This window comes from Rothia sp. P5766, assembly GCF_048513555.1.
GTDB lineage: Bacteria > Actinomycetota > Actinomycetes > Actinomycetales > Micrococcaceae > Rothia.
In genome coordinates, this window is record NZ_JBLXXS010000001.1 from 215,263 (window position 1) to 241,047 (window position 25,785).

The 25,785-nt window shown below is 56.8% G+C and carries 22 protein-coding genes and 1 pseudogene; 10 read left to right on the top strand and 13 right to left on the bottom strand.

The genetic code is table 11. The annotated features are described in order from the left end of the window. The first annotated feature begins 108 nt into the window (after positions 1 to 108). From ACN08V_RS01025 to ACN08V_RS01040, 4 genes are all read left to right on the top strand, one after another. Entirely contained in the window at positions 109 to 1,254 is a 1,146-nt protein-coding gene (locus tag ACN08V_RS01025; protein WP_419104207.1) for a histidinol-phosphate transaminase, read from the top strand. A gap of 181 nt (positions 1,255 to 1,435) precedes the next feature. After that, on the top strand, positions 1,436 to 2,611 hold the full coding sequence (locus tag ACN08V_RS01030) for a thiamine pyrophosphate-dependent enzyme (protein ID WP_419104208.1): 1,176 nt from the start codon (positions 1,436 to 1,438) through the stop codon (positions 2,609 to 2,611). A 4-nt stretch (positions 2,612 to 2,615) separates the two neighbouring features. Then, on the top strand, positions 2,616 to 3,605 hold the full coding sequence (locus tag ACN08V_RS01035) for an alpha-ketoacid dehydrogenase subunit beta (protein ID WP_419099078.1): 990 nt from the start codon (positions 2,616 to 2,618) through the stop codon (positions 3,603 to 3,605). Between the two features lie 21 nt (positions 3,606 to 3,626). Then, complete coding sequence (locus tag ACN08V_RS01040; protein ID WP_419099079.1) at positions 3,627 to 5,087, top strand: dihydrolipoamide acetyltransferase family protein; 1,461 nt, start codon at positions 3,627 to 3,629, stop codon at positions 5,085 to 5,087. Between the two features lie 477 nt (positions 5,088 to 5,564). Here ACN08V_RS01040 and ACN08V_RS01045 read toward each other — a convergent pair whose 3' ends face one another. From ACN08V_RS01045 to ACN08V_RS01065, 5 genes are all read right to left on the bottom strand, one after another. Further along, positions 5,565 to 6,581 carry a hypothetical protein gene (locus ACN08V_RS01045; protein ID WP_419099080.1) on the bottom strand — a complete coding sequence of 339 codons (1,017 nt, stop codon included), beginning with the start codon at positions 6,579 to 6,581 and terminating at the stop codon, positions 5,565 to 5,567. Continuing rightward, positions 6,571 to 7,923, bottom strand: a complete 1,353-nt coding sequence (locus ACN08V_RS01050; RefSeq protein ID WP_419104209.1) for a sensor histidine kinase — start codon at positions 7,921 to 7,923, stop codon at positions 6,571 to 6,573. Before ACN08V_RS01050 ends, ACN08V_RS01045 begins: the two co-directional genes overlap by 11 nt. Positions 7,924 to 7,951: 28 nt before the next feature. Further along, positions 7,952 to 8,665, bottom strand: a complete 714-nt coding sequence (locus ACN08V_RS01055) for a LuxR C-terminal-related transcriptional regulator (RefSeq protein ID WP_419099082.1) — start codon at positions 8,663 to 8,665, stop codon at positions 7,952 to 7,954. Positions 8,666 to 8,847: 182 nt separating this feature from the next. Beyond that, positions 8,848 to 9,684, bottom strand: coding sequence for a hypothetical protein (locus tag ACN08V_RS01060; protein ID WP_419104210.1), 837 nt, complete (start codon positions 9,682 to 9,684; stop codon positions 8,848 to 8,850). A gap of 135 nt (positions 9,685 to 9,819) precedes the next feature. Then, a complete protein-coding gene (locus ACN08V_RS01065) occupies positions 9,820 to 9,969 on the bottom strand; it encodes a hypothetical protein (RefSeq protein ID WP_419099084.1) in 150 nt (49 codons plus the stop codon). 47 nt (positions 9,970 to 10,016) lie between these two features. Here ACN08V_RS01065 and ACN08V_RS01070 point away from each other — a divergent pair, with 47 nt between their 5' ends. Together ACN08V_RS01070 and nagB are read left to right on the top strand one after the other, a co-directional pair. Then, positions 10,017 to 11,726: a long-chain-fatty-acid--CoA ligase gene (locus ACN08V_RS01070; protein ID WP_419099085.1), complete on the top strand. Its 1,710-nt coding sequence runs from the start codon at positions 10,017 to 10,019 to the stop codon at positions 11,724 to 11,726. A gap of 345 nt (positions 11,727 to 12,071) precedes the next feature. Next, positions 12,072 to 12,881 carry a glucosamine-6-phosphate deaminase gene (gene nagB / locus ACN08V_RS01075; protein WP_419104211.1) on the top strand — a complete coding sequence of 270 codons (810 nt, stop codon included), beginning with the start codon at positions 12,072 to 12,074 and terminating at the stop codon, positions 12,879 to 12,881. A gap of 42 nt (positions 12,882 to 12,923) precedes the next feature. Here nagB and ACN08V_RS01080 read toward each other — a convergent pair whose 3' ends face one another. The 7 genes from ACN08V_RS01080 to ACN08V_RS01110 form a co-directional block, all read right to left on the bottom strand. After that, positions 12,924 to 13,610, bottom strand: a complete 687-nt coding sequence (locus ACN08V_RS01080) for an N-acetylmannosamine-6-phosphate 2-epimerase (RefSeq protein ID WP_419104212.1) — start codon at positions 13,608 to 13,610, stop codon at positions 12,924 to 12,926. A gap of 8 nt (positions 13,611 to 13,618) precedes the next feature. Next, a complete protein-coding gene (locus ACN08V_RS01085; RefSeq protein WP_419104213.1) occupies positions 13,619 to 14,572 on the bottom strand; it encodes an ROK family protein in 954 nt (317 codons plus the stop codon). Between the two features lie 33 nt (positions 14,573 to 14,605). Next, a complete protein-coding gene (locus ACN08V_RS01090; protein ID WP_419099089.1) occupies positions 14,606 to 15,526 on the bottom strand; it encodes a dihydrodipicolinate synthase family protein in 921 nt (306 codons plus the stop codon). A gap of 52 nt (positions 15,527 to 15,578) precedes the next feature. Next, entirely contained in the window at positions 15,579 to 16,445 is an 867-nt protein-coding gene (locus ACN08V_RS01095; protein WP_419099090.1) for an ATP-binding cassette domain-containing protein, read from the bottom strand. Continuing rightward, on the bottom strand, positions 16,442 to 18,421 hold the full coding sequence (locus ACN08V_RS01100; RefSeq protein ID WP_419099091.1) for a dipeptide/oligopeptide/nickel ABC transporter permease/ATP-binding protein: 1,980 nt from the start codon (positions 18,419 to 18,421) through the stop codon (positions 16,442 to 16,444). The genes ACN08V_RS01095 and ACN08V_RS01100 overlap by 4 nt, the downstream gene beginning before the upstream one ends. A gap of 2 nt (positions 18,422 to 18,423) precedes the next feature. After that, a complete protein-coding gene (locus ACN08V_RS01105; protein ID WP_419099092.1) occupies positions 18,424 to 19,377 on the bottom strand; it encodes an ABC transporter permease in 954 nt (317 codons plus the stop codon). Positions 19,378 to 19,566: 189 nt separating this feature from the next. Next, entirely contained in the window at positions 19,567 to 21,168 is a 1,602-nt protein-coding gene (locus ACN08V_RS01110) for an ABC transporter substrate-binding protein (protein ID WP_419099093.1), read from the bottom strand. Positions 21,169 to 21,464: 296 nt separating this feature from the next. On the opposite strand from ACN08V_RS01110, the gene ACN08V_RS01115 reads away from it, so the two are divergent. From ACN08V_RS01115 to ACN08V_RS01130, 4 genes are all read left to right on the top strand, one after another. Next, positions 21,465 to 22,265: a FadR/GntR family transcriptional regulator gene (locus tag ACN08V_RS01115; RefSeq protein ID WP_419099094.1), complete on the top strand. Its 801-nt coding sequence runs from the start codon at positions 21,465 to 21,467 to the stop codon at positions 22,263 to 22,265. Between the two features lie 227 nt (positions 22,266 to 22,492). Next, positions 22,493 to 23,377, top strand: coding sequence for a MetQ/NlpA family ABC transporter substrate-binding protein (locus ACN08V_RS01120; protein WP_419099095.1), 885 nt, complete (start codon positions 22,493 to 22,495; stop codon positions 23,375 to 23,377). A gap of 194 nt (positions 23,378 to 23,571) precedes the next feature. Further along, a complete protein-coding gene (locus tag ACN08V_RS01125; RefSeq protein WP_419099096.1) occupies positions 23,572 to 24,630 on the top strand; it encodes a methionine ABC transporter ATP-binding protein in 1,059 nt (352 codons plus the stop codon). A 1-nt stretch (position 24,631) separates the two neighbouring features. Then, positions 24,632 to 25,288, top strand: a complete 657-nt coding sequence (locus ACN08V_RS01130; RefSeq protein ID WP_419099097.1) for a methionine ABC transporter permease — start codon at positions 24,632 to 24,634, stop codon at positions 25,286 to 25,288. Positions 25,289 to 25,437: 149 nt separating this feature from the next. Here ACN08V_RS01130 and ACN08V_RS01135 read toward each other — a convergent pair. Then, a pseudogene (locus ACN08V_RS01135) lies at positions 25,438 to 25,785 on the bottom strand (hypothetical protein); the annotation flags it as partial.

A 25,785-nucleotide genomic window follows, 5' to 3' on the forward strand; every position in this document is an offset into this window, starting at 1 on the left:
CAGCCGCGCCTGCGCGGACGAAGCAACTCTATCAGAAAGGCAAGGCTACCTGCCAGCTGTGATGCTGGGGCGTTCTCCCCGGGGCGCTGGTTGGTTAGAATTGGGTCTATGACTCAGATTACTCAAAATGACGGTGTGCGCCCCCGCCCCGTTTTCTCTCGACTCCCCAAGTACTCTGCCGGCAAGCCCCCTGCCACTGTGGAAGGGCTAGAACGGTTCAAGCTGTCCTCCAACGAAAATCCCTTCGGGCCGGTTGCTTCTGTCGCTCAGGTGCTTGCTGACTTTGACACTGCCCACCGCTACCCGGACCCGCTGTCAACCGCCCTACGCACCCGCCTGGGTGAGTACCTGGGGGTTGACCCCGAGGACATCGTGACCGGAGCAGGTAGCTTGGGTGCGCTCAACCAGATTCTGGCAACTTTCGCCGGTGCCAACGAAGACGGTACCCAGGACGAGGTCATCTACGCTTGGCGCTCCTTTGAGGCCTACCCCATCTGTGTGGGTCTCGCCGGGGCTAAGAGCGTCCAGGTACCCAACCTACCCAACGGCGCCCACGACCTTGACGCCATGGCGGCGGCTATCACCGACCGCACTCGCGTGATTCTCATCTGTACTCCCAACAACCCTACCGGCCCGGCAGTGACTGAAAGTCAGGTGCGGGACTTCCTCCGTAAGGTCCCTCAAGACCTGCTGGTAGTTATTGACGAGGCCTACTTTGAGTTCTGTGCCGCTTCTGAAATCCCTGAGGGCCAGGAACCGCCCCTCAACGGCTTGGATATCTACCGGGACTACCCCAATGTGGTGCTGCTGCGCACCTTCTCCAAGGCACAGGGTCTAGCGGGACTGCGCGTTGGCTACTCCATCAGCCACCCCGATATCACCGCCTACCTGCGGGTGGCTGCTACCCCCTTTGCCGTTACAACAATTGCTGAGCAGGCGGCTATCGCCTCCATCGAGCACGCCGATGAGGTCATGGAGCGGGTAGAGCACCTGGTAGCTGAACGCGAAAAAGTAGTGACCGGGCTCAAAGAGCTGGGCTACTGGGTTCCCGAAACCAGGGCTAATTTTGTCTGGCTACCCTTGGGTGAACACACAACTGCCTTTGCTCAGCAGGCCGAGGCACATGCTCTCTCGGTGCGGGCTTTTGCTGGTGAGGGCGTACGCGTCAGCATTGGTGAAGATCAGGCCAACGCCCGCCTGCTCACCCTTGCAGAAAAGTTCCCTCACCGTTCAGTAGCTCCTGCCCTCCAATAAGGGGATTTTTCCGGCGCTGGCTTCTCCCTGAAACCTGCGGGGTAGGGGAGGAGCCAGAGTCTGTGTAAACTCATTATTTGTAAAGAAACAGTCAAAAATTCTAAAAATAAGGCCCTGCCCTGCCGAGAGCGGGCGTAGGGTTAAACAAGAGAAAAAGACAGACCTGGACCCGGAGACACGCATGTCACAAACAAAAAGCCCCCAGAACCCCTGGGGGACCCCGGAGCGAATCCAACTTCTGGATGAAACCGGAACTACTAGCTCACACGCTAGCTTTAGCTCCTTTGCCGATGAGCTCACCGGCGAAGATCTCAAAGACATGTACCGTACCATGGCGCTCACCCGCCGTTTTTGCAGTGAAATGACCTCCCTGCAACGGCAGGGTCAGCTAGCTCTCTGGGTTCCGTCTGTGGGGCAGGAGGCCGCCCAGATAGCCTCCGCCCGTGCACTGGCACCTAACGACTACATCTTCCCCTCCTACCGCGAGCACGGCGTGCTCCTGGAGCGGGGGATTGACCCCACCGAAATTACCCCGCTCTTTACCGGCACCGGCACCCTGGGCTGGGACGCTAAAAAGCACAATGTGCACCCCTACACTCTGGTCCTTGCCGCTCAGGTTGTCCATGCCACCGGCTATGCCATGGGCCTTAACTTCGATGCCCAAATCCAGGCCGAAACCGGGCAGTACCAGACCGGACAGGGGCAAGCCACCGACCCGGCTACCGACCCCGAGAAACCTGCGGTTGTTGTCTACTTTGGTGACGGTTCCAGCACCGAGGGCGACGTCCACGAATCCATGATTTTTGCGGCCAGCTACAACGCCCCGGTCCTTTTCTTTGTGCAGAACAACCAGTGGGCTATCTCCGTACCCTTTAGCGTCCAATCCCGCGTGCCCATTTCAACCCGGGCCGCCGGCTACGGCTTTGAAGGTATCCGGGTAGACGGTAACGATGTGCTCGCCGTCTATGCCGCAACCCGCTACGCTATGCAAAAAATTAGGGCGGGACAAGGCCCCGTGCTGATTGAGGCTGAAACCTACCGCCTGGGCCCCCACACCACCGCCGATGACCCCACCAAGTACCGCGCCTCCGAGGACGAGGCCGCCTTTGCTCAGCTTGACCCTATGACCCGACTCGAAAAATACCTGCGCTCAGCCGGGTACGCGGACGACGCCTTCTTCACTGAGGTCACTGACTTTGCTGACTCCCAGGTCAGGGGTGTACGTGACTTTGTGCTTGCTAGCCAGCCAGCAGACTTTGAAACCTACCTCAGCCGGGCCTACACCGAACCCCACCAGCAGGTAGAGGACGACCTAGCCTTCCACCGCGCCTACACCGAAGGGTTCGAAGAGGAATAAAGACATGACCGAGCAGATAAGAGAAACCCTCACCCTGGCCAAGGCTATTACCCGGGCCCTCCACGACGAGATGACCAGCAACCGCAAGGTGCTAGCCCTGGGCGAAGACATCGGAAAACTGGGCGGCGTCTACCGCGTAACCGAGGGGCTACAAGAGACCTTCGGCCCTACCCGTGTGATGGACTCACCCCTGGGTGAAGCCGGTATTATCGGCACCTCCATCGGCATGGCCCTGCGCGGCTACCGGCCCGTCCCCGAAATTCAGTTCGACGGCTTTGTCTTTCCCGGTTTTAACCAGATCACCTCCCAGCTCTCCAAGATGCACGGGCGAACCCACGGCCAGTACCAGGTGCCCGTGACCGTGCGTATCCCCTACGGCGGCATGATTGGCTCCATCGAGCATCACTCAGAATCACCCGAAGCCCTGTTCACCCACACCCCGGGCTTGCGCGTCATCACCCCATCTAACCCGCACGATGCCTACTGGATGCTCCGCACAGCAATCGCCCACCCCGACCCAGTCATTTTCTTTGAACCCAAACGCCGCTATTGGATGAAGGGCGAAGTCAATTTTGCTGACGCCAACTTTGATCCCTTTACCGCGCAGGTCGTCAGGGAAGGCTCCGAACTGACCATCGCCACCTACGGGCCACTTGTGCCCGTTGCCCTGGCCGCAGCAGAAGCTGCCGCCGAAGACGGACACGATATTGAGGTGCTGGATCTGCGCTCGCTGTCCCCGCTGGATGTCCCGACCATTGAGGCCTCTGTGCAGAAGACCGGCCGCCTGGTAGTAGCCCACGAGGCACCGACCTTTGGTGGCCTGGGCTCCGATATTTCTGCGGCAATCACCGAACGCTGTTTCTACCACCTTGAAGCACCCGTTATCCGCGTGGGCGGCTACCACATGCCCTACCCAGTCTCTAAGGTAGAAGAAGATTACGTGCCCGGCATCGACCGTATGCTCGAAGCCGTCGACCGTTCTTTGGCCTACTAGCCCCCACGAAAGGCACATACCATGTCACAGATTTTTAACCTTCCTGATGTGGGCGAAGGGCTCACCGAAGCAGAAATCCTGAGCTGGAAAGTAGCTCCCGGTGATCTTGTTAAGCTCAACGACATTATCGTTGAGATTGAAACAGCTAAGTCCGTGGTAGAGCTTCCCTCGCCCTACGATGGCAGGGTGCAGGACCTTCTGGTTGCCGAGGGGCAGAGCGTGGAGGTCGGCACCCCCATTATCGCTATTAGCGCTGAGGGCTCCGCCCAGGCGGTATCCGCTCCTGAGGCTAAGGCTGAGAAGGACCCCGGTGCCGGTGCCGCGCTGGTGGGTTCAGGCCCTAAGGCTGATCCCGTTAAGCGCCGTACACGCAAGAAGAATGCGCCTTCGCCAGCTCCTCTTGCCCCGCCTCCGGCGCCCCTGGCTGCTGCAGCACAGCTTGCTGAACAGCGCAAGCCCCTGCTGACTTCCCTGCCTGCTCGCGCAGGCAAGTTCTTTGAAGAGAGTGGCATGGGGGGAGTCTTGCGCCGTCTGGGCACAGCAGAACACTTGCCCGGAGCTGAACACTCTGAGGTTCCCCGCCGCCAGGCTCTTGCCAAACCTCCGGTGCGTAAGGCTGCCCAGGAAATGGGCATTGACCTGGCACAGGTGACCCCCACCGGCGACAGGGGACAGGTGACTAAGCGTGACCTGCTCAACTTTGCGGCCCACCTGAGCCTGGCAGAAACCGCTGACTTTACCGATAACGCCGATCCCACCAGCTTCTGGATTCCCGCCGGGGCCGGTGGTGACCGCATCGAGCGTATCCGGGTCAAGGGCGTTCGTAAGGCTACGGCCAAGGCTATGGTGGATTCCGCCTTCAAGGCCCCGCACGTTTCTATCTTTGTGGACGTGGATGCTACCCGCACCATGGAGTTCGTCAAGCGCCTCAAGAAGTCACCCCAGTTTGAGGGTGTTAAGGTAACCCCCTTGCTGATTCTTGCTAAGGCCGTTATTTGGGCGGCCTCGCGCACCCCGCAGGTCAACGCCACCTGGACCGACTCAGAGATTCAGATTAAGCACTACATGAACCTGGGCATCGCGGCGGCTACCCCTCGCGGCCTGATGGTACCGAACATCAAGGACGCCCAGAGCATGAACCTGCGTCAGCTGGCTGTAGCGCTGAATGACCTGAGTGCCCGGGCCCGCGAGGGTAAGACCCAGCCTGCTGAGATGCAGGAAGGCACCCTGACTATCACTAATATCGGTTCTCTGGGCATCGACACCGGAACGCCTATTCTGAACCCCGGTGAGGCCGCTATCGTGGCTTTCGGCACGATCAAGCAGAAGCCCTGGGTCGTGGACGGGGAAGTTATTCCGCGCTGGGTTACCACCCTGGGTGGCTCTTTCGACCACCGTGTGCTGGATGGTGACCTTTCGGCTAAGTTCCTGGCCGATGTTGCCTCTATCCTCGAAGAACCGGCCCTCCTCCTCGATATGTAGGGTAGAAATCTGCCCAAAGACACTCAAAGGCTCAGCTGGCAGCATGCGCGGGCTGAGCCTTTTTGCAGGCGGTTTGATACCTCTTGCTCCCGAAAGGATTAAAGAGGCGAGGCCCCCACCTGAAACAGGTGAAGGCCTCACAACGCCAAGGTACGAAACCTGGAGCAGAATTCGAATTATCTCCCCCAAGAAATCCGAATCCCCGGACACATCGGTCCGGACAAGTTCAGGCCCCGTAGGTTACCTTATGCCCTTGACTGGCTGTTCTACATTTTCTGGATCAGTCCCCCAACGTCACCAGAAAGCTGAGTCCCCCGACTCATCGTCGAACAGCTATCAAGTTACTTAAAATCTTAGTCTGGGTAACCTCAGCCTGTATGTCCTCATATAGGTCTACGCTTGCTCTCAGAAAATTCTTTGAATAAGGCAAAGGTGCCTACAAAAGCCGGGGGAGTGTCCCCGAGTAGGCTGGGGTTCTTAGAACCTTTCAACCAGGCCAGTCTGAGAAATTTCGATTGCGCTGGGCTCCTCATCCTCTGAGTTACCATCGTGCACCAGCATGACAGCTATCTGGTCGTCAGCAGGGAAAGCACGAACCGTAATAGTCCCGCCCGAGGCATTATCGAACAGGTCGACCGCGCACTGGGTCAGAATCATCGAGAGCCGGGCAGGTAGAGCGCTTCCTCGCTCGTCGAGAATATCTACCTTGACACCGCGCTGGCGGGCAAGCCAGGCCGCATGAAGAATTTCCTTATTGACGATGTAGCGACCGCGGATAGTGTCACGCAGCTGAGCTTCGGTAAACCGAAACTCGTCCATTTCGTCACGGCTCACGGGTGACTCGTTGTAGGCAATACGGTGAAGCATGTCTTCAGTCAGAGTGCGCACTTCCTGCACACGCTGGGTTGCAATAGCGCTCATATCTGCTTCTTCGGTACGGCCCGCATCGGCAATGATGCGCATACTGCGAGCCTGCCGGGTCTTAGAGACGGCCTGCTCAATCTGCTGAGGCACGATGGTGCAGACTACCATGAGCAGGAAAGGGATATAGAACTCGGTAGAAAGATTGATCCGGCTTAAGAAGTAGTTGCTGTGCCAGCTCAGCACCAGTAATACAAAACTTGCAAAGAAGAGCCAGCCGTAGAAAGTGTGCCTGCGGGAAACTAGACCCATAGCCAGCAGAGTATAGGCCATAAGCGGCCAGGAGAGGCTAGAGAAGGTGACTGAATGGCTCATGGCGCTCAAGGTTGTATCCACGCTGTGTAGCCCCAAAATAGTAATAAGGGGAAGCATCGCATCGGGTAGAGCCAGCCGCTGAGTGGGCAAGAAGACCGGGAGCGTGGCAATAGCGTAGAGACTGATGATGGTAGCCCAGTGAGGAGCGCGGTTGGTGGTGTACTGGGAGTACCAGAAGAAGAAGGAGCCCAGAACCAGGAGAGTGACAGCGCTCAGAAGCAGAGTGAGCTGACGGGAACGATAGTACTTAACCAGCATCGGGGTCCTCATGGGGCCACTGGACAATGACAGTTGTTCCCTTTTCAGGGGCAGAAGTGATGGTGACCTTGCCACCTACTTCTTCCATGCTGCGGATCATAGAAACACGCACACCCAGGCGACGGAAATCAATATCTTTCATGGAGAAACCCTGGCCTCTATCCGAGATAGTGCAGAGCACATAGGGGCGTTCCTCATCGGATCGGGTTGAGTTGTAGGGTCTGCGCAGCTCAGTACGAATGGAAATCTGTGTGGTGCGGGTTCCTGAGTGCCGGGCGGAGTTCGAAACAGCTTCGGTGACCGCATGGGTAAAAGCGCGTGCCGCCGTATAGGGCAGCGTAGAGTCGGGGCTCGCTAGGGGGTACTTCTCCATGGAGTCTGAGATAAAGCGTAGGCGCTGGTTCCAGGGCTCAACGCCTTCAGCGATCTGTTCGGTCAGAGCCTGGAAGGTAATGGGGCGCTGGGGCTGAGACTTGAGGCTTTCCTCTTCAAGAACATCAATAGCTCGGCGTGCCAGCAGGCGGGTGCGCTGGGGGAGTTCCCCGGGGTTGCGGCTGGCATCGAGCAAGGCGGCCATCACATTATCGTGCACCAGCTTGTCAAAGTTCTGTAGCTCTTGGGAATAGTCGCGTGAACGGTTGAGTAGAAGCTGGGCTGAGAGCGTCTCGTAGTAGGTCCTATCAGACTCCCTAACGGCTTTGAGCGCAAACCGCGCAAGACCTGCTAGCAGAACGCAGGTAAAACACAAATAGCAAGCTCGGATCATCAGCTCGGTGGGATTCAAGGGGACTCCGGTCAGAAGATGGGAAGCCACCGAGCTGATAATCAGTAGTGCGGGTAAAGCAATGCTGTGGGTAATGCCGTCCCGTGATTCTTCCTCAAAGACCGGAACCAGCATGGCGTAGATACCAAAAAGCCAGGACCAGGGGATAGCCGAATGCTGGGCACCGATACTCAAAGGCCACACTATATAGGTGCCGTAGGCAATGACAAGCATGAAATTAACTGTCCTGGCCGAAACCTCTTTACGCACACCGTTGAACATGAGCAAAGAGGCATGGGTGACTATCACAGGGATAATGGCCAGGTACCAGAGAGAGTCCCCGCCCCGGTTCTCGGAAATATTGGCCAAAGATTGCAGGAGCAGGCCGACCGCGATGAGGGAATAGACAATTTCTAGGGTGCAATAGAGACCAAAGGAGCTCGGCCCCATCAGTGGCTGTTGGCCGCTAGTGAGGTTGAGCGACTTCAGCGAGAAAGCGCGGAGTCGATAGACTCTTGAGGGCTGGAGAGCCTGGGCCAGGTCCTTAGAGGCGCCTCCGGTAACAGTAGACAGGTGCACAATCCTTAGGGGTACAGGGGTGAGCGAATTACAGGTGACGGTCAGCGGTGGAGGTGTCTTCCATGGTATCTACCAGGCCATCCTCAATAGCGCGGATACGCAGGTCAATCTTGGTGGGGGCCGGGCGACCAACACGAGCGTACTTTTCGCGGATACGGTCAATATTTGTTTTAACCGCAGACTGCTTAATGCCCATACGGCGGGCTACCTGAACCTGTGCAAAGCCGGAGGCATAAAGACGCAGGGTTTCCTGCTCTCGGGGGGAGAGATTAGCGCGAGAGAACTCCTGGTCACCGTCAATAGCGGCGGCAAGTTCCTTGGTAACAACGGCTTTACCATCTGCGATATTCTTGGCCTCGGCCAGGGCATGTTCAAGAGGCTCAGACTTGCGAACCAGGCCCAGCGCGCCAGCTTTCAGGGCCTCGCGAATCAGGCCAGGGTTTTCTCCGATGCTGAAGATAAGAACCTTAATGCCTGCCCGTTGCAGGATATCAACATTCTCTGACGGGCGAGACTTATCCTGAAGTGAGAGGTCCAGAAGCACAACATCGCAGTCACGCTTCAGCTTTCCCAAATCAGCATGAGAAGGGTCATTGAGGTTGCGCCCCAAGGCTACCAGCAGGTCAGCTGCAGTGGGAGCAGCCGCTACCAGCTCAATTTCGCTAGCGCCGGCAGCGACTGCCCGCATACCTTCGCGGACTACCTCATGGTCATCGACAATGCCTACACGTACTACGCTCATATTTCTTACTTACCTTGTATGCTGTGCAACCCTCACCTGAGACGGTGGCTGCTCGGTGGTTGCATGGGTGCGATGAGCAGACTGTTTACATTACGAACATATTTTACAGCTAAAGCCCGGTTTAAGCCCTCTTAACCCCTGGCTTTTAAGGTGACTTAGAGCCTTCCTAAGTTGATGCTATTTTAGGAATTTATACTTGTCAGGGCTCGACGATACCTCATTCCCAGAGCCGCGCCCAGCATTGAGCCGATAGCGGCGAGTAGCCCTGCGGCTAGCGCTGTGAGAGCCCCAAGGGCCAGATCGGGGGCCAGAAGCCGCTGAAAGGCAAAGCTGGGCGTAAGCGGTGACGGGAGCCAAGCGGAAGCCCATGTCACCAGGGTTGCAAGGAGAGTCGCAAGGAAGCTGACAGCAAGAACCCCCAGGGCCTGCCTGGTAGGTGCTACCGCAGCCATGCGGGTGGCAACATATCCTGCCCAGCCGAAGCTCAACAGCCATATAAGAGCACTTGCAACTACCCAAGGAATAGCCTGGCCCTGACTGGAAGCAACAGAAACGGCCAGAGCGCCTCCCGTCAGACTGCTATAGGTCGAGATACCAACAGCAGTGAAGACGGTTCTTACCAAGGCAAATAGCCCGGTGCTCAGAGCATAAGCCACGAGGCTACCGCTCATAGCCGGTAGGAACTGAATCCTGCGGTAGACAGCTACACGAGCAGACGGTAGGGGAGCAACCTCATGGTCCCAACCGGCCTCTGTTTGCTGATGGGGTAGGGGGAGTTGAGCGGTAGCAGGGTGCGCCTGTTGCCGGCCCACAGGGTAAGGAGCCTGCCCCGACCGGGTCGCTGAAAGGATCTCCTGCTGGTAGCTGCTAGTTTCAAGCGGCCTGGTATCTTCTTCAAGTCGGTCGGTGTAGTGGTGCTGCGAGGGAGAGAGCAAGCGTGTTGATTCTGAGTCCTCAAAAACCGCGTCCCAATCCTCAAAATCTCCCTGGCCGCTCTGCCGATGATCTGTACTGCTCATTGCCTGTAAACCTATCAAAAAAAAGGGGGTACTTAGACCAGACTCAGAACCTCGACGCGCTCCTGATCCGGGCGGTAACCCATACCTGCTGTCATCTGCTCAAAGACACTCTTACGGTCCCTGCGGGGCTCCCACCTAGTTGCCACCCAAAAGGTACATCAACCCGATAATGACCAGGCCAAGAGCAATAGCTCCAAGCCCCACAAGTATCATGCGTTTGTTAATTTCTTTCATCAACTCCCGAAATTCTTCGGTCGTGATGTCTTTGTTTCCACGTTGCGCCATACCCCTTAGTATGTCAGCTCAAGCACCCCTGTGGCACAATCTTGTGTATGCATGTAGCCGAAAATAACGATACGACCGACACCTTCCCCCTGGCTCACCGCCCCTGGCAGAAGAACTACCGGCCCGAAACACACCGCGATGTGAAGCTGCCTGAAACCTCACTGAGCCACCTCATGGCAGAGGCTGTTCGCACTTCCCCCCAGAAAATTGCCCTCGAATTTTTCGGCTCCACTACCACCTATGCCCAGCTCGGTGACCAGATCCTCCGGGTAGCTGAAGGGCTCCGCAAAGCGGGTATCCAGCACGGGGACCGCGTAGCCATCGCCCTCCCCAACTGCCCCCAGCACATCGTTGCCTTCTACGCCATTCTCCGATTAGGCGCTATCGTCGTTGAGCACAACCCCCTCTACACCGAGGCAGAACTCCGCCACATGTTTGAAGACCACGGAGCAAAAGCCGCCATCGTCTGGGACAAAATCGCAGATAAAATAAGCTCCCTCCCCGCAGACATCCGCCCCCGTACCATCTACGCCGTCAACATGATCGAAGAGATGCCACTTGCCATGCGAGCAGCACTCAAACTCCCCATAGGCAAGATGAAAACCTCACGCGAAAAGCTCGAAGGAACCGCACGCGGCGCCACACCCTGGCGCCAGCTCATGAAGAACCAACCCCTAGCTGCCGACCACCACCGCCCCACCGCCCAAGACCTCGCCCTCCTCCAATACACCTCCGGGACAACAGGGCTCCCCAAGGGCGTCATGCTCACCCACCGCAACCTCGAATCAAACGGCAGAATGGGCGAAGAATGGATTCAACCCGGAAGTAACGAAGTCATCTACGCCGTGCTCCCGCTCTTCCACGCCTACGGCATGACACTGGGGCAGACCATCTCCGCTGTCTGCAAAGCACGACTGGTACTCTTCCCCACCGTGGACATGGACCTCATCTTCCGAGCCATGAAAAAAACCCCACCAACCATCCTGCCTGCCGTCCCACCTATCTACCGCCGCATGCTCGACGAAGCAAAACAGCGCAAAGTCTCGCTCCAGGGAATCCGCTGGTCAGTCTCAGGTGCCATGCACCTACCCACCGAACTGGTCACCGAATGGGAAGAAGCAACCGGAGGCATGCTTGTGGAAGGCTACGGGCTCTCAGAATGTTCACCCCTGGTGTCCTGCAACCCCCTCAACTCCACCCGCCGCGCGGGCTCCATTGGTATCCCCTTCCCCTCCACCGACATCCGCGTTGTTGACCCCGAAACCCTCCAAGACCTCGAACAAGGGCAGGAAGGTGAACTATTGGTGCGCGGACCCCAGGTGATGAAAGGCTACTGGAAACGCGCAGAAGATACCCGCAATACCTTGCTGGAGGGAGGTTGGCTACGAACGGGTGATATTGTCCGTCTCGATAAAGATTCCTTCATAGAAATCGTCGACCGGATTAAAGAAGTCATCATCACTGGTGGCTTCAACGTTTCCCCCTCCGAAATTGAAAACGTCCTTAAACAACACGACTCCGTAGCAGACTGCGCTGTCGTGGGTATGCCCGATGCTAGCGGAGGCGAAACTGTCACCGCCGCTATCGTCCCGGCCCAAGGATATGCATTAGACCCCGCAGAACTTAAAGAGCACTGCTACGCGCGACTGACCCGTTACAAGGTTCCTAAAAACTACTACGAGGTTGATGAACTGCCCCGCTCCATGCTGGGCAAGGCCCTGCGCCGCAAGGTGAGGGAAGAGCTAGCTCAGCGTTAAGCAGGGTTTGCGGTAGCTGTCCCCCACCTAGTCGGTGTGTCCCTCTGCGTCCTTAGGCGGTGTGGTCGTCTGCACCCTGAAACGCCAGCCCCGAGCCAGCAGACAACCACACCACCTACAGAGCAGGAGCAAGGAGACAGCCCCAACACCAACCCCAAGCCAGCAACTTCGCGGTGAGCCAGCTTTATCTACCCTGATGAGTAAAACCCTATCTACTTTTCTGACCTGAACCTCGGGGAATAATAATTATTAAAAATATTCCTTGCGAATTTTCAAATTTGTGTCACGGGGTGTCATAAACGCGCCCTCTGCCGCTTCTAGATATATTTTTCGTAAGATATTAATATGGAAATAATTATCTGTGATTCAAAGGATCAAGCCGGTGCCTACGCGGCGTCTTTAATCGCTATGGTGACGGAACGCAATAACCGCCAGGGCCGCCCAACGGTCTGGGGAGTTGCCACGGGATCATCCCCAGAGGCTACCTACCGCTATCTCGCAGAACGCGTAGAAGCAGGCCTAGACGTTAGCTCTGTCAGCGCTTTTGCCCTCGATGAGTACGTTGGCCTAGACCCCTCTCACCCCGAGTCCTACCGAAGCGTCGTCAACCAGCAAATTGTTGGGCGAATCGGGCTCGACTCCCAGAAGGTGCATGTCCTCGATGGCATGGCTCGGGATATCAATGCTGAATGCGCTCGGTACGAAGAGAAAATCAAGACCGCAGGTGGAGTTGACGTGCAGATACTTGGTATAGGCGCCAATGGGCATATAGCTTTCAATGAGCCCGGTTCCTCGCTCGTATCACGCACCCGCATCAAGACTCTAGCACCTAAGACTGTGGCTGATAACGCCCGCTTCTTCGACGGCGATGCAAGCCAGGTGCCAGTACACTGCCTAACCCAGGGGATTGGCACCATCATGGAAGCCCGCAAGATTGTCCTGGTCGCCGACGGAGCCAACAAGGCAAGCGCAATCGCGGGCATGGCAGAAGGCCCCATCACCACCTTCTGCCCGGGGTCAATACTCCAGATGCACCCAGATGTCACCGTCGTGGTCGATGAGGCCGCAGCCAACCAATTAAAAAATGCAGAATATTATCGTTTTGCGCAAGAAAATATCCCCGACTTCCAAAAGCCAGCTATATTTCTTGGATAAATAAAAATAGGTGGGGTTACTCGAAAGTAGCCCCACCTATTTTTATGCTTGGAGGGCGTCCTTAAACCATCCGGTAATAGAAATAGGGTGCGTAATAGCTGTGCCTACCACAACAGCGTGGGCACCAGCCTCCAGAGCCTGCCGAGCCTGAGCCGGGCTATGGATCCGGCCCTCGGCAATAAGCGGTAGCCCAAGATCCTGTGCGGCAATAGCTTCCAGGAGCTCAAGGTCGGGGCCAGCGGTCTTGGGGCGGGCATCGGTGTAGCCTGCCAGGGTGGTGCCGATAAAATCAGCTCCGGCTTCCGCCGCCGCAACAGCTGCTTCGAGAGAATCACAGTCTGCCATGACCAGTGATGGGCTCGACCCGTGTACCCCGTCAATTACCTCTTTGAGGCTGAGCCCGTCGGGCCGGTCACGCCTAGTGCCATCAAGCGCGACCACATGGGCACCCGCCTGGGCTACTGCCAGGGCATGGTGCAAGGTGGGGGTAATGAAAATACCCTCATGCCCGTCTTTCCACAGGCCAATGACCGGGACCTCAACGCTGGTGCGGGTGAACTGAATATCAGCCAATCCCTGTACACGGACAGCGGCCGCGCCTCCCATCACTGCAGAAGCCGCCACCTGCCCGGTTGTTCGGGGGTCGCGCATAGGCTCACCGGGGTAAGCCTGGCAGGAGACAATGAGCTGGCCTGCAAGCGAATCAATCAGTTCTTGAGCTGTAAACACGGTGAATCCTAACCTCGTGATGAGTCTCTGACAATGAAATCCGGGATCAGGCTTGCCGCCCCCAGAAGCGGGGCATCTGAACCTAGTGAAGCTGAGATAATGCGGGTTTCGGTAGCCTGTCCAAGTGCTGCCTGCTGGTAGGCCTGCACCATGCCCTGCCACCAGAGATCGCCCAGGTTAGTCACACCCCCGGAGACAAGAATCAGGTGGGGGTCCAGGATAGTTGCCAGGTCACCGAGTGCGATACCCGCTGCCCGCGCACCTAGCGCAATAGCTTCTTGGGCATGAGTATCTCCGGTAGTAGCAAGTTCTTTTACCTCAACCAGGCTCTCAACCTCAGTAGGTCCGCCCAGCCTGCGATAGCTATTGACGATGCCGGTGCCTGAGGCGACAGCCTCCACATGCCCCACTCCTCCGCAGGTGCAGGCAATATCTAGAGCACAGGGGGATGAGAAGTGCCCCACATGTCCCGCAAGGGAATGCGCTCCGTGAAGTTGTTGGCCCCCCACAATATAGGAGCCACCCACACCTGTGCCAAAAGCTACCATGAGACTGCTTTCAGCATCGGCGGAAGCACCGAGCCAGGCCTCACCCAGGGCATGAGCGTGGACATCGTTCACCGCGTAGGCAGGCAGACCCGTCACATCACTGAGAATAGAAGCTAGGGGAGTGCCGCTCCAGCCCTTAATCAGGTTGGCAGCCGTGATGACCTGCCCCTCGGAGCCAATGACGCCAGCAGATCCAATACCCACTCCAAGGGGCTCATAGCCTAGCTCACGGGCAGTAGCACCCAGCTTTTTGAGCGCCTCAGCCGTGTGCCGGGCCAGCTCAGTACCACCAGCCTGAGCCAAAGTGGGTATCTGGTCACGGTGGAGAACCTGGCCTGTGCAACTGACAATGCCAAGCGCGGTTTTGGTGCCTCCTAGGTCAGCGACCAGGGCGACGTGTTGGGGGTTACTCATCCTTGTCCCTTCAGTGGGTGTGCTAAACCCGGCCTAGAGGAGCCCCGTTGAGGCAAGGATAGCGCGAATCCGCTCTGCCTCTTCGGACCCTAGTGTCTCCATGGGCTGAGACATTGTGTTTGATTCAATGACTCCCATGATCTGTAGTGCGGTCTTGAAAGCACCCAGGCCAGCCGCTCCGCCTGAGACGCTGGGGGTCTGAACGAAAACAATGTCAAAGAGCTTGGCTAGGCGGTCCTGCTCCTTGCGGGCGCTCTCCCAATCCCCGGCCTGAGCTGCATCAAAGAGACGACGGTAGCCTGCAGGGTCAACATTGCCTAGGCCCGGTACGAGGCCTGCCGCACCTGAGAGCAGAGCACCGTCGCAGACCACCTCATGACCTGTAAAGGCGGCGAAGCCCTCAATATCAGCGGTTGCAAGCGCGAGCTGGCGGAAAGCAACGTCATCACCGGATGAGTCTTTAACACCGGCAATTACGCCGTCCTTGGCCAGCTGAACCAGCAAGCCCAGGGGAAGCTTCTGCTTGGTGCGCACCGGAACGTCGTAGGCGAAGACCGGTACATCTACAGCATCAGCGATAGCGCGGAAGTGTCGGTCTTCTTCAAAGGTATTATCTACAGCGTAGAACTGGCTGGTGACCACAATCGCGTCGCCACCAATAGCAAGCAGGCGCTGGGCTTCGTCAATAACACGGGCTGTGGTCATGTCGTTAACTCCGACAATGAGAGGGACTCGCCCTGCAATGGTCTCTACACAGGTGCGGAGCACTTTTTCTCGCTCAGCATTGGTTAGGTAAAGCACCTCAGAGGATGAACCCAGGGCAAAAATACCGTGTGAACCGCCTTCGATCAGGTGGTTAATCAGTCGCTCCAGGGAGCCCAAATCGAGGGTGCCGTCGGCGGAACGGGGAGTTAGAAGTGGCGGGATAAGGCCGGAAAAAAGCGGGGAGCTCATGTGATTCTTCTCCTGGAATATTAAATTATTGAGTTGAAAGCCGCTGTCTCTTTTAGACGTGGAGCAGAGTAGGTGCAGCCCCTAAGAGGGTGCGGGTGTAATCCTGGCTGGGGGTATCAAAGACCTGTTCGGCGGTCCCCTCTTCGACGATGTTGCCCTTGTTCATGACGCAGATACGGTCTGAGACGTAGCGAACGGTCTGGATATCGTGGGAGATGAAGACCATACCCAAGAAGAGCTCTTCTTTAAGGTCTGAGAGCAGGTTGAGCACCTGGGCACGCACCGACACATCCAGCGCACTGGTGGGCTCATCGGCCACAATAATCTTGGGTTCCAGAGCCAGGGCGCGGGCAATTGCTACGCGCTGACGCTGACCACCAGAAATCTGGGAGGGCAGAGCATCGGCGGCGGAAACGGGTAGACCCACCAGCGCCAGGAGCTCACGCACTCGGCGGTCACGGCCTGACTTATCGCCAATGCCGTGCACATCAAGGGGATCCTTGAGGATGTCCTGGATGGTCATACGGGGGTTGAGCGCAGTGGCCGGGTCCTGGAAGACGATCGAGACATCGGAACCGAACTCTTTACGCAGGGCAGCATTGCGCTTGAGCACGCTCTTACCCTTGAATAGGACGTCACCGCCGGTGGGCTTTTGCAGGCCCACAATCACAGAGGCCAGGGTGGATTTACCACACCCAGACTCACCGACCAGGCCGATGGTTTCACCGCGGCGAACCGTGAGGTTTACCCCGTCAACAGCCTTGACGATAGTGGGCTTGAGAATACCGCCACTACGGGCTCGGTAGTGAACCTGGACGTCCTTGAGCTCAATGATGGGCTCATTGACACGGCTCACTGCAGCCCGGCCGGTGGTATTGAGCAGGCTCTTGTCTGCGGGGGTTACAGCTGGGTTGCTCATGCTGTCTCCTGTGCGGTGGTGAGGTGGGATGCCCAGAGGTGGTCGCTGTCGCCTTCAACAGGCGTGAAGACCAGCTTCTGCTCGGGGTCGGCATCGGGTCGAAGTGAACGGGGTGCAAAGCGGTCCCCTGCTGAGAAATCTGAGGGTGAGGGCACGGTACCGGGAATCTGGTAGAGCCGTTCTGCCCCGGACTCGATAGAAAGCACTGCTCCCAGAAGGCCGCGAGTGTATTCATGCTGGGGGTTGGTCAAGAGCTGGCTGGTTGCGCCGGCTTCTACAATCTGGCCCGCGTACATAACCGAGATGCGATGGGCTACCTGGGCTACCAAGGCCAGGTCGTGGGACACGAAGATCATGGCGAAGCCCAGCTGCTCACGCAGCTCATTGAGCAGGTCGATTACTTCTGCCTGCACGGTTACATCGAGTGCGGTGGTGGGCTCATCGGCAATAACCAGCTTGGGGGAGCGGGAGAGTGCCATGGCGATGAGAACACGCTGACGCTGACCACCAGATAGCTCATGCGGGTAGGAGGCTAGAGTACGCTCCGGGTCAAGTTTGACCAGGCGGAGGAGTTCTTCGGGGCTCTTGCGGCCGCCACGGCGGGTGAGCTGCTCCATCTGGTCCTTGATCAGCATGGAGGGGTTCAGAGAGCTCAGGGCGTCCTGGTAGACCATGGAAATCACGGCACCGCGGAGCTTCTGGAACTCGGCTTCGCTGGCACCGACCAGTTCCTGACCTTCAAAGAGGACGGAGCCGGTGATCTTGGCCTTACGGTCAAGTAAGCCGATGATAGCCAGTGAGGTGATGGACTTACCGGAACCTGATTCACCGACCAAGCCCATAGTTTGGCCTTCGGTGACGGTGAAGGAAACGCGGTCAACCACGGGGGTGTCGCCAAACCGCTCAGGGAAATAGATAGAAAGGTCTTTGACCTCAAGTATGACTCGAGCTGAAGGATCTGCCATGAGGCGGTCTTCCCTGCGGCTTTCAGTCATTTTGAGTTTTTGCAGAACAGTTTCAAGCTCAGCGCTAGCCTTGCGGTCACGTACGGTTAGGGCCGCAGATGCCGCTAGAGCCTGGGCGGTTGGCTGTTCATTATTTTCTTCGATCTTGACCTTACGGCGGAGTTTGGGGTTCACCATGGCATCGGTCATGCCCTCAGAGAGCACGTTAAGTGCCAGCACGGTGAGCAAGATAACGCCACCTGCGAAGGTGGTGGCCCACCAGCCGCCTGCTAGTACGATAGCGCGACCGTCTGCGATGACGTTACCCCAGGAAGGCTCAGGGGGGCGTACACCGGCGGAGAGGAAGGACAGCGAAGCCTCCAAGATAATAGCGTCGGCCACCATAACGGTTGCAAAAACCAGCACCGGGGCGATGGTGTTGCGTACCACGTGCTTGAGCAGGATGTAGAAGCGGGGGGCACCCATAACGCGCTCTGCACGGACGTAGTCCTCGTCCCAGGCTGCCAGCACCTGGGCGCGGACAACGCGGGCTAGCTGCGGGGTGTAGACCACCGCAATAGCGAAGATAATAGTCCCAACAGAGTTGCCAAGGGAGGCCAGCAAGACAGCAGCCAGAGCGATACCGGGGAAGGCCATGAGCACATCCATGATGCGCATGATGACTTCTGCAACAAATTTAGAGCTGGTTGCTGCAAGTGAGCCCAGGATTCCACCCATAATCAGTGCCAGGGCAACAGCGCCGAGGCCTACCTGCAGGGAAGCGCGGGCACCGTACATGAGGCGGGAGAGAATATCGCGGCCTTGACGGTCGGTACCAAAGAGGTACTCAGAGTTGGGTGCACCAATCGGTGCGCCGGTGGAGGCTAGCGGATCGTGAGGAGCTAGCCAGGGTGCCAAGAGCGCAACCAGGGCAATAAGGGCGATGAATGTGAGAGCTAGCTTTGAGCTAGCGGGGAGCGCCTTGAATCGGATGCCCGGTGCTGAGAGGCGTTCTGCGAGTCCGCTACGCATGATTAGACGCTCCTGATTCGTGGGTTGATGAGCAGGTAGAGCAGGTCAACGACAATGTTGACCAGAACAAAGGTGATGGCGATGGTTAGTACAACGCCCTGGACAAGGTTGATGTCGTTACCGGTGATACCGATAAAGATGAGGTTGCCCATGCCATTGAGGGAGAAGATCATCTCGATGACGACCGCGCCGCCCAGGAGGTAGCCAATGCGCAGGCCCAGCACGGTGACCGGGGTGATGAGGGCGTTACGGAGTACGTTCTTGGTAATAACTTCCTTGCGGGGGACACCGTTACCGATAGCGGTGCGCACGTAGTCCTTGTCGAGTTCTTCCACCATGGAGGTACGAACGGTTCGGGTCAGCGATGCGCTGACGGGCACAGCAAGAGCCACTGCCGGAAGGAACATGTGCAAAAGCCAGGTGCCAAATCCGCTACCTGCCGGTGCGGAACCACCTGTGGGGAACCAGCCCAGGCCCAGAGCAAAGTACTGAATCATGAGGATACCCAGCCAGAAGGAAGGAGTGGCGATGGAGGCCATGGACAGCACACGGATCAGCTGATCGGGCCAGCGATCGCGGTAAAGGGCGGCAACAACGCCAAGGACCAAGGAAGCCACAGCAGCGATGACAACCCCCAGGAAGGTCAACTGCAAGGTTGTGGGGAAAGCGACCTTAATCTGGTCAATAACAGGCTGAGCGGGTGGGGTAGTCATACCCAAATCAAAGTGAGCTAGCCGTGCCAGGAAGGCAAAGTACTGGACATAGAGCGGGTCATTGAGACCGTGCGAGTCTCGGTAGGCTTCTTTAGCTTCTTCCGATGCGCCTTCGCCCAGGGCAATAGTGGCGGGGTCACCAGGAGTGAACTGGAGAATGATGAAGACAAGAAGGGTAACGCCCAAAATCATGATGGGCAGGGCTACCAGGCGTCTGCCGAGGAGCCTAAGAAAGTTTGACACGGAGAGTCACTCCCTGCAAGAGAAAGAACGAGGTGGGTGTGGCTAGCGCACGGTGAGGCGCCAGGGCTGGCTGAGCCTGCCCGCTACCGGCCTAGGGGCCGGGCGGGCAGGCAACCAGGTGCTCAATGAGCGATTACTGTGAGCGGTTCAAATCATGTGTGGAGGGGGAGCCCGCTCACGGATCCCAGGCTAAGCCTGGGTGGTGCCGACATTCAGGAATGACAGGCCGGTCGTGGGGAGCGGCTTGAAGTCAACCAGGCTGTCGGTAGCCCACGCGGTGGGCAGCTTGCGGTGGAAGAGGGGGTAGAGGGGTACATTCTCTGCCACGATGTCCAGGCAGGCCTTCCAGTCGGGCTTCTCTGATGTGACCGCGGCAGACATTGCGCTCTGCAGGGCGGCGTATTCAGGGGTGGAGGACCAGCGGAAGCGCTTCTCAGGCCAGGTAGCACCGCGGTACCACCAGGACAGAAGTAGGTCGGGGTCATTGCCGAAGACTGAGGGATCGCCGGGGGCCAGGACCACATCGAAGTCGCCGCTATCGACAAAGTCGGAGTAGAGGGAGGAAGACTGTGAGTCTTCTAGGGCAACCTCAATACCGGCATCTTTGAGGGATTCCTGAACCAACTGGGCGCACTGCTTGACCCAGTCGTGGTCGGTGGTGCGCAGGGTGATGGAGAGCTTATCCACACCTGCATCCTTAAGGAGCTGCTGGGCCTTAGCCTTGTCGTAGGTGTAGACGGTGGAAGCCTCAACATAGTCGGGGTGCTCCTTCTGCAGGAAGGAGGTGGCTGCGGTGGCGTTGCCCAGCAGACCGGTGGAGATGACCTTGTCCATGTCGATTGCGTAGAAGAGTGCCTGGCGGACTTCCTTCTTGTCGAAGGGAGCCTTCTGGCAGTTGAACATCATGAAGAGCAGACCGAAGGACTGAACTGACTCCACGGTAACGCCGTTGGTCTTTTCCAGGACCGGGATATTGTCGTAGGGCACTGACTCGATAGCCTGAACTCGCTGTGAGCTCATGGCGGTGACGCGGGCTGAAGATTCAGAAAGAATGAGCCACTTCATGGTCTTAGCCAGGGCAGGGCGGGGGCCGTTGTAGTCGTCGTAGCGTTCAAAGGCAATGTGGTCACCCTTGGTAGCTGAGACAAACTTGTAGGGGCCTGAGCCAATGGGCTTAGCACCGAATGCTTCAAGGTCGGCACTAGCGCTGGCCGGCATGATGTTAACCAGGGAGATACGGTCAGCAAAGAGGGGGAAAGCCTGGTTGAGCTTGAACTCTACGGTGCTGTCATCGACTGCGGTTACTCCGTCGATGAAGTAGAGGAACTGGCTAAAGAGAGATTCCTCGGAGGTGTAGAGCTTAAAGGTTTCAACGACATCCTTGGCAGTAACTGCTGCACCGTCGTGGAAGGTAGCACCCTCTCGGAGGCTGACGCGATAGGTGGTTTCGTCAACAACTTCGGGGTCACCGGTTGCTAGTGCGTTGTAGCGTTCACGGGTTGCCGGGTCCAGACCGTAGAGGCCTTCGAAGATGTGCAGGTTGGCTGCGAAGGGAGCCGCACCCGATGCCTGAGAGGGATCGAAGGTGGTGGACACATCGTAGGCAATTGCTGCGGTGATGGAGCCGTCTTTGTTTTCTTTGCCAGCGGCTGAGCCGGATGATTGGCTAGATGAGCCACCGCATGCGGCAATGGATGCGGCGAAAGCTGTTGCTGCGCTGATTCCACCGGCGATTTTGAAAAAGCTACGGCGGGAGGTATCAAATTCTTTTACCTGGGTGAGCTGTGACATCTATGTCGCACTCCTTCGGGCTGCGCTCCTGGTAGGGAGGGGGTGATAAAAATAAGGTAGAGGTAGGATGTCCTACCTATATCTTGTATGGTAGTGATGGGTATCCAAATCGGTCAAGCTGGGCAGGAAAAGTCATCAAAATATGACGCCACCCTCTTACCTTGCGGATGGAAACTGTCCCTGGGTGGCAAGGGCTCCTACAGTAGTAGAAGGATCCGGTGGAAGTAGTGTGGAAGTAGTCCTGCCGGATAGTGTTTTGGGTGCCCTCAATATCAACACACTGAAAAGAGCACGTTATGAACAGCCACGACTCTCTTCCTCCCGCCCCATACGTCCCTGACCTTGGTTTTCTCCACCCTGAGGGGGTGCACCGCAGCGCCGCGCAGAAACGCCAACAGCAGCTCCAGAATGAGATAATTTCGCTAATTTTTAAGCGGCAGTTAGGCCAGGGGGACCCCCTGCCCAGCGAACAGGAACTGATCGATGAACTAGGTGTGGGGCGAAACTCCATTCGTGAAGCTCTTAAGGTTCTAGAAGCGCTGGGGATTGTGGAGGTTCGGCACGGCTTTGGAACCTTTGTCGGTGGTCAGGTCCTTATTTCTATGGCGCGAGGCCTGAGCTTTCGAGGCTGTTTAGCGCTCTACCACGGTGGCCAAGAGGCTCTGGAACTGGTGGAGGTCCGGGAGGCTCTTGAAGTTGGATTGTTACGCGCCGTTATTCCCGTGATGACCGAAGAACAGCTCCAACGTGTCAAACAGTCCTATGACGCAATGGAAGAAAGCGTCCACAACGGGGTCTGGCTGGCAGAATCAGATCAGTCTTTCCATGCTGCTATCTTTGCGCCCTTGGGTAACGAATTGCTGTCCAAACTACTGGATATCTTCTGGCAGGTTTACAACAATATTGCCGGCCTACTCGATACCGTTGCCCCACTGGATGAAGCACAGACCTGCACCCTGCTGGAGGCCCACCTGCGGCTCTATGAAGCTATTAGGGACCGAGACGCCGATGCGGCAACCGAACTGATGAGAGAGCACTTTGTGGGTATCCGCGAGAGACTGACCTCTTGGCAGGCCAACTGGTTGGCAGAAGGCTAACTCCTATATACCTTTTATGACGCACTGTTACGGTGTAACTTTTTGTTGCTTACAGATAGGTGAAATATGACCCAATTTTGGGCTGATTTCTAGCCTGACCATTGTGGAGTGTTCTAATAGAAGAGTCGCTGAAACCAGCGTCCGAAACCACATCAGCCAACAGCCCCCGGTAAAACGCTGAATCGTGGCCGCACCCATCAATTTTCCCAACAGAAAGATTCATAGCCGTGAAGAAATTTGTTGCCACTTTGGCTCTCGTACCCCTCGCATTTGGTCTTGCAGCCTGCGGCTCATCATCAGACTCAGCGTCTCCTGCCTCCGCTTCATCAGCCGATGATGTTATCAAGATCGGTGTTGTCGGTGCATCTGACTCCAACGCCAAGCTGGTCGAGGTGGCCAAGGCTGAGGGCATCAATATCGAGATTATTGAGTTCTCCGATTACACTCAGCCCAACCCCGCGCTCAGTACCGGTGAAATTGACCTCAACTGGTTCCAGCACATCGCTTACCTCTCCAACTACAACGTTGAGGCCAACGACAACCTGCAGATTGTTGGCCCCACCGTGATCTACCCCATGGCTCTCTTCTCTGAGAAGCACGATTCCATTTCTGCACTGCCCCAGGGCGCTGAAATCGCTATCCCCAACGACACCGTTAATGAAGCTCGCGCTCTTCTTTTGCTGGAGGCTAACGGTCTTGTGTCCTTCACCAAAGACACCGATTCACCCACCGTGGACGATGTAGACACCGCTGACTCTAAGGTTAAAGTCACCCCCGTTGATGCAGCCCAGACCGTTCTTGCTCTCAAATCAGTGGATGGTTCGGTCATCAACAATGACTTCCTGAAAGATGCTGGGCTTAACCCCAAGGACGCTCTGGCTCAGGACGACCCTGCTAACGACAGCGCTCGCCCCTACGTCAACCTCTTCGTCTCCCGCGCAGATGACGCTGATAACGAAACCTACAAGAAGATCGTAGAACTCTTCCACAGCGATGAGGTTCTGGCAGCTGTCCAGGAAGAGACTGAGGGAACCGCAGTTGAGGTTAACACCGATTTGGCAGACCTGCGTTCAACCCTTGCCGACCTGGAAGCTAAGAAGCGTAAGCAGTAGTCCTCGGTTTTAATCACACAGCGTGATGCAGGCAATAAGGGCGGCAACCAACTTGGGGTAGGCTAGACCTTTTGCCCCTCCGGGGCAGAATGTTGGACTAGGCTAGGGCGGTTGCCGCTTTACCTATTCCTGTTTCCCCTGAGGTTTCTCCGTGATGGGGTAGCTGCCCTCCCAAACCTTACAAAGAAGAAGAGATGACCCAACAACGAGCAGTATCAGACAACCAGGCCTCCGAGCCTATGGTTGTGCTGAAGAAGGTGACCAAAGAGTTTAAGGTCGGTAAGAAGACCGTTACCGCAGTAGACGATGTTGATCTGACCATCAACAAGGGCGAAATCTTCGCCATTATTGGTTACTCCGGTGCCGGTAAATCGACCCTTGTTCGCCTGATTAATGGCTTGGAAAGTATCACCAGTGGTTCTTTGACCGTGGATGGTCTAGAGATTGCCGGTAAGCGTGAGTCCCAGCTCCGCCAGGCCCGAACCAACATTGGTATGATTTTCCAGCAGTTCAATCTCATGCACTCTCGCACGGTGGCGGGTAACGTCGAGTTTCCCCTGATCGTTGCGGGCTGGGATAAGGCTAAGCGTACTGCCCGTGTAGCGGAGCTCCTAGAGTTTGTGGGTCTTTCGGATAAGGCTAAGAACTACCCCGATCAGCTTTCAGGCGGTCAGAAGCAACGTGTGGGTATTGCCCGTGCTCTAGCGACCTCTCCCTCACTTTTGCTGGCTGACGAGTCAACCAGCGCCCTCGACCCTGAGACCACCGCTGAGGTCCTTGAGCTGCTCAAGAAAGTCAACAGGGAGCTGGGTATCACCGTTATTGTGATTACCCACGAGATGGATGTTGTCTCATCTATCGCTGACCGTGTGGCTGTCATGGAGAAGGGCAGGGTCGTTGAAAGCGGCAATGTCTACGACGTTTTTTCGGCTCCTCAGACCGTCACAGCCCAGCGTTTTGTGGGTACCGCGGTCAAGTCTCTTCCCGTTGGTGCCCAAGCCGCTGAACTTAAAAAGCGTCACCGCGGGTACCTCATTAATATTGAAATTACTGAGGGTAATAAGGGTATCGGTAAGGTCCTTTCTTACCTGGGGAGCCGCAATGTTTCCTTCAACATTGTGCAGGGTGGATTGGAGACCTTGCAGGGTAAGAGCTACGGCAACCTAACTCTTGAACTTCTTGGCGATGTAACCAGCTTGGACGCTGTTATCGCTGAACTTAAGACCGTCACCCGTGTGCAGGAGGTCCGCTAGCATGGACGCAACATTTATTAACAGCAAACTGCTCCCTGCCCTGGGTGATACCCTCTACATGGTCAGCTTCACCATGCTGGTGGCCGGTGCGCTGGGCCTCTTCTTTGGGGTCTTGCTGTACACCACCCGCCAGGGCAATATCTTGGCTAACCGCTGTGTCAACATTGTGCTGAATATTGTGGTGAACGTTGTCCGCCCTATTCCCTTCATTATTCTGTTGGCGGCTTTGGGGCCGCTCACTCAGGCTATCGTGGGGACCCGCTTGGGCGTGAACGCCGCTATCTTCGCTATGGTCTTTGGCGCAACTTTTGCTATTGCCCGTATCGTTGAGCAGAACATGGTCTCTATTGATCCTGGCGTGATTGAAGCGGCCCGTGCAATGGGGGCATCAAAGCCCCGTATCTTGCTGACCGTGATGATTCCCGAGGCTCTTGGCCCCCTGATTCTGGGTTATACCTTCTTGGTGATTGGCGTGGTCGATATGTCGGCTATGGCCGGTTACATTGGTGGTGGTGGCCTGGGTAAGGTTGCCCTGGTCGATGGTTACCAGCGCTTCAACGAGGTTGTGACCTGGAGCGTTGTTGCGGTCATTATTATTCTGGTTCAGCTTATTCAGCTGGTTGGTAATATGCTGGCCCGTAAAGTCATGCGCCGATGAGCTTGCCGGTCGTGAACAGGTAAGCGCCTGAGAAACGGCCAGCTGAGCCTCTTCTAAGCCGAGTGCCAGCCTGCTGACAGGCGCAAGAAACCCTAACCGTATATCTACCCCGCACCTCGGTGCGGGGTAGATATTTTTAAAGGTGCGTCTTACTTTTTACCGCTAATCCACGACGAATCGTAGAGATCTCCTGGGCCTTTGCCCCGCTTGTGCTCTATCTCTTTTTCCCAGAGCTGTTCGGCGTAGTCGGTGGGGCGGATAAGCCTGTCGTCGTCTACATCATCGTGATCACTCCAGGCGGCCAGCGCAAAAATACCGTAGAGCAGGGCGGCAAGGAGCAAGAAGAACATAGCCAGCTCAGCCCACAGGATGACGTAGTTGCGGCGAAGGTCAGCACTTACATGGCTGTAGACTTCGGGGATGACCAGGAAGGAGATGAGCCCCAGAACGACGGCGATAGCGGTGAGTAAATGGGGCGCCCAATACCAAGGGTTCTT

Excerpts from the sequence above, each read along its gene's own strand:
- ACN08V_RS01025 (WP_419104207.1), top strand. The coding sequence starts at position 109 with ATGACTCAGATTACTCAAAATGACGGTGTGCGCCCCCGCCCCGTTTTC.
- ACN08V_RS01030 (WP_419104208.1), top strand. The coding sequence starts at position 1,436 with ATGTCACAAACAAAAAGCCCCCAGAACCCCTGGGGGACCCCGGAGCGA.
- ACN08V_RS01035 (WP_419099078.1), top strand. The coding sequence starts at position 2,616 with ATGACCGAGCAGATAAGAGAAACCCTCACCCTGGCCAAGGCTATTACC.
- ACN08V_RS01040 (WP_419099079.1), top strand. The coding sequence starts at position 3,627 with ATGTCACAGATTTTTAACCTTCCTGATGTGGGCGAAGGGCTCACCGAA.
- ACN08V_RS01045 (WP_419099080.1), bottom strand. The coding sequence starts at position 6,581 with ATGCTGGTTAAGTACTATCGTTCCCGTCAGCTCACTCTGCTTCTGAGC.
- ACN08V_RS01055 (WP_419099082.1), bottom strand. The coding sequence starts at position 8,665 with ATGAGCGTAGTACGTGTAGGCATTGTCGATGACCATGAGGTAGTCCGC.
- ACN08V_RS01060 (WP_419104210.1), bottom strand. The coding sequence starts at position 9,684 with ATGAGCAGTACAGATCATCGGCAGAGCGGCCAGGGAGATTTTGAGGAT.
- ACN08V_RS01065 (WP_419099084.1), bottom strand. The coding sequence starts at position 9,969 with ATGGCGCAACGTGGAAACAAAGACATCACGACCGAAGAATTTCGGGAG.
- ACN08V_RS01070 (WP_419099085.1), top strand. The coding sequence starts at position 10,017 with ATGCATGTAGCCGAAAATAACGATACGACCGACACCTTCCCCCTGGCT.
- nagB (WP_419104211.1), top strand. The coding sequence starts at position 12,072 with ATGGAAATAATTATCTGTGATTCAAAGGATCAAGCCGGTGCCTACGCG.
- ACN08V_RS01085 (WP_419104213.1), bottom strand. The coding sequence starts at position 14,572 with ATGAGTAACCCCCAACACGTCGCCCTGGTCGCTGACCTAGGAGGCACC.
- ACN08V_RS01090 (WP_419099089.1), bottom strand. The coding sequence starts at position 15,526 with ATGAGCTCCCCGCTTTTTTCCGGCCTTATCCCGCCACTTCTAACTCCC.
- ACN08V_RS01095 (WP_419099090.1), bottom strand. The coding sequence starts at position 16,445 with ATGAGCAACCCAGCTGTAACCCCCGCAGACAAGAGCCTGCTCAATACC.
- ACN08V_RS01100 (WP_419099091.1), bottom strand. The coding sequence starts at position 18,421 with ATGCGTAGCGGACTCGCAGAACGCCTCTCAGCACCGGGCATCCGATTC.
- ACN08V_RS01110 (WP_419099093.1), bottom strand. The coding sequence starts at position 21,168 with ATGTCACAGCTCACCCAGGTAAAAGAATTTGATACCTCCCGCCGTAGC.
- ACN08V_RS01115 (WP_419099094.1), top strand. The coding sequence starts at position 21,465 with ATGAACAGCCACGACTCTCTTCCTCCCGCCCCATACGTCCCTGACCTT.
- ACN08V_RS01125 (WP_419099096.1), top strand. The coding sequence starts at position 23,572 with ATGACCCAACAACGAGCAGTATCAGACAACCAGGCCTCCGAGCCTATG.
- ACN08V_RS01130 (WP_419099097.1), top strand. The coding sequence starts at position 24,632 with ATGGACGCAACATTTATTAACAGCAAACTGCTCCCTGCCCTGGGTGAT.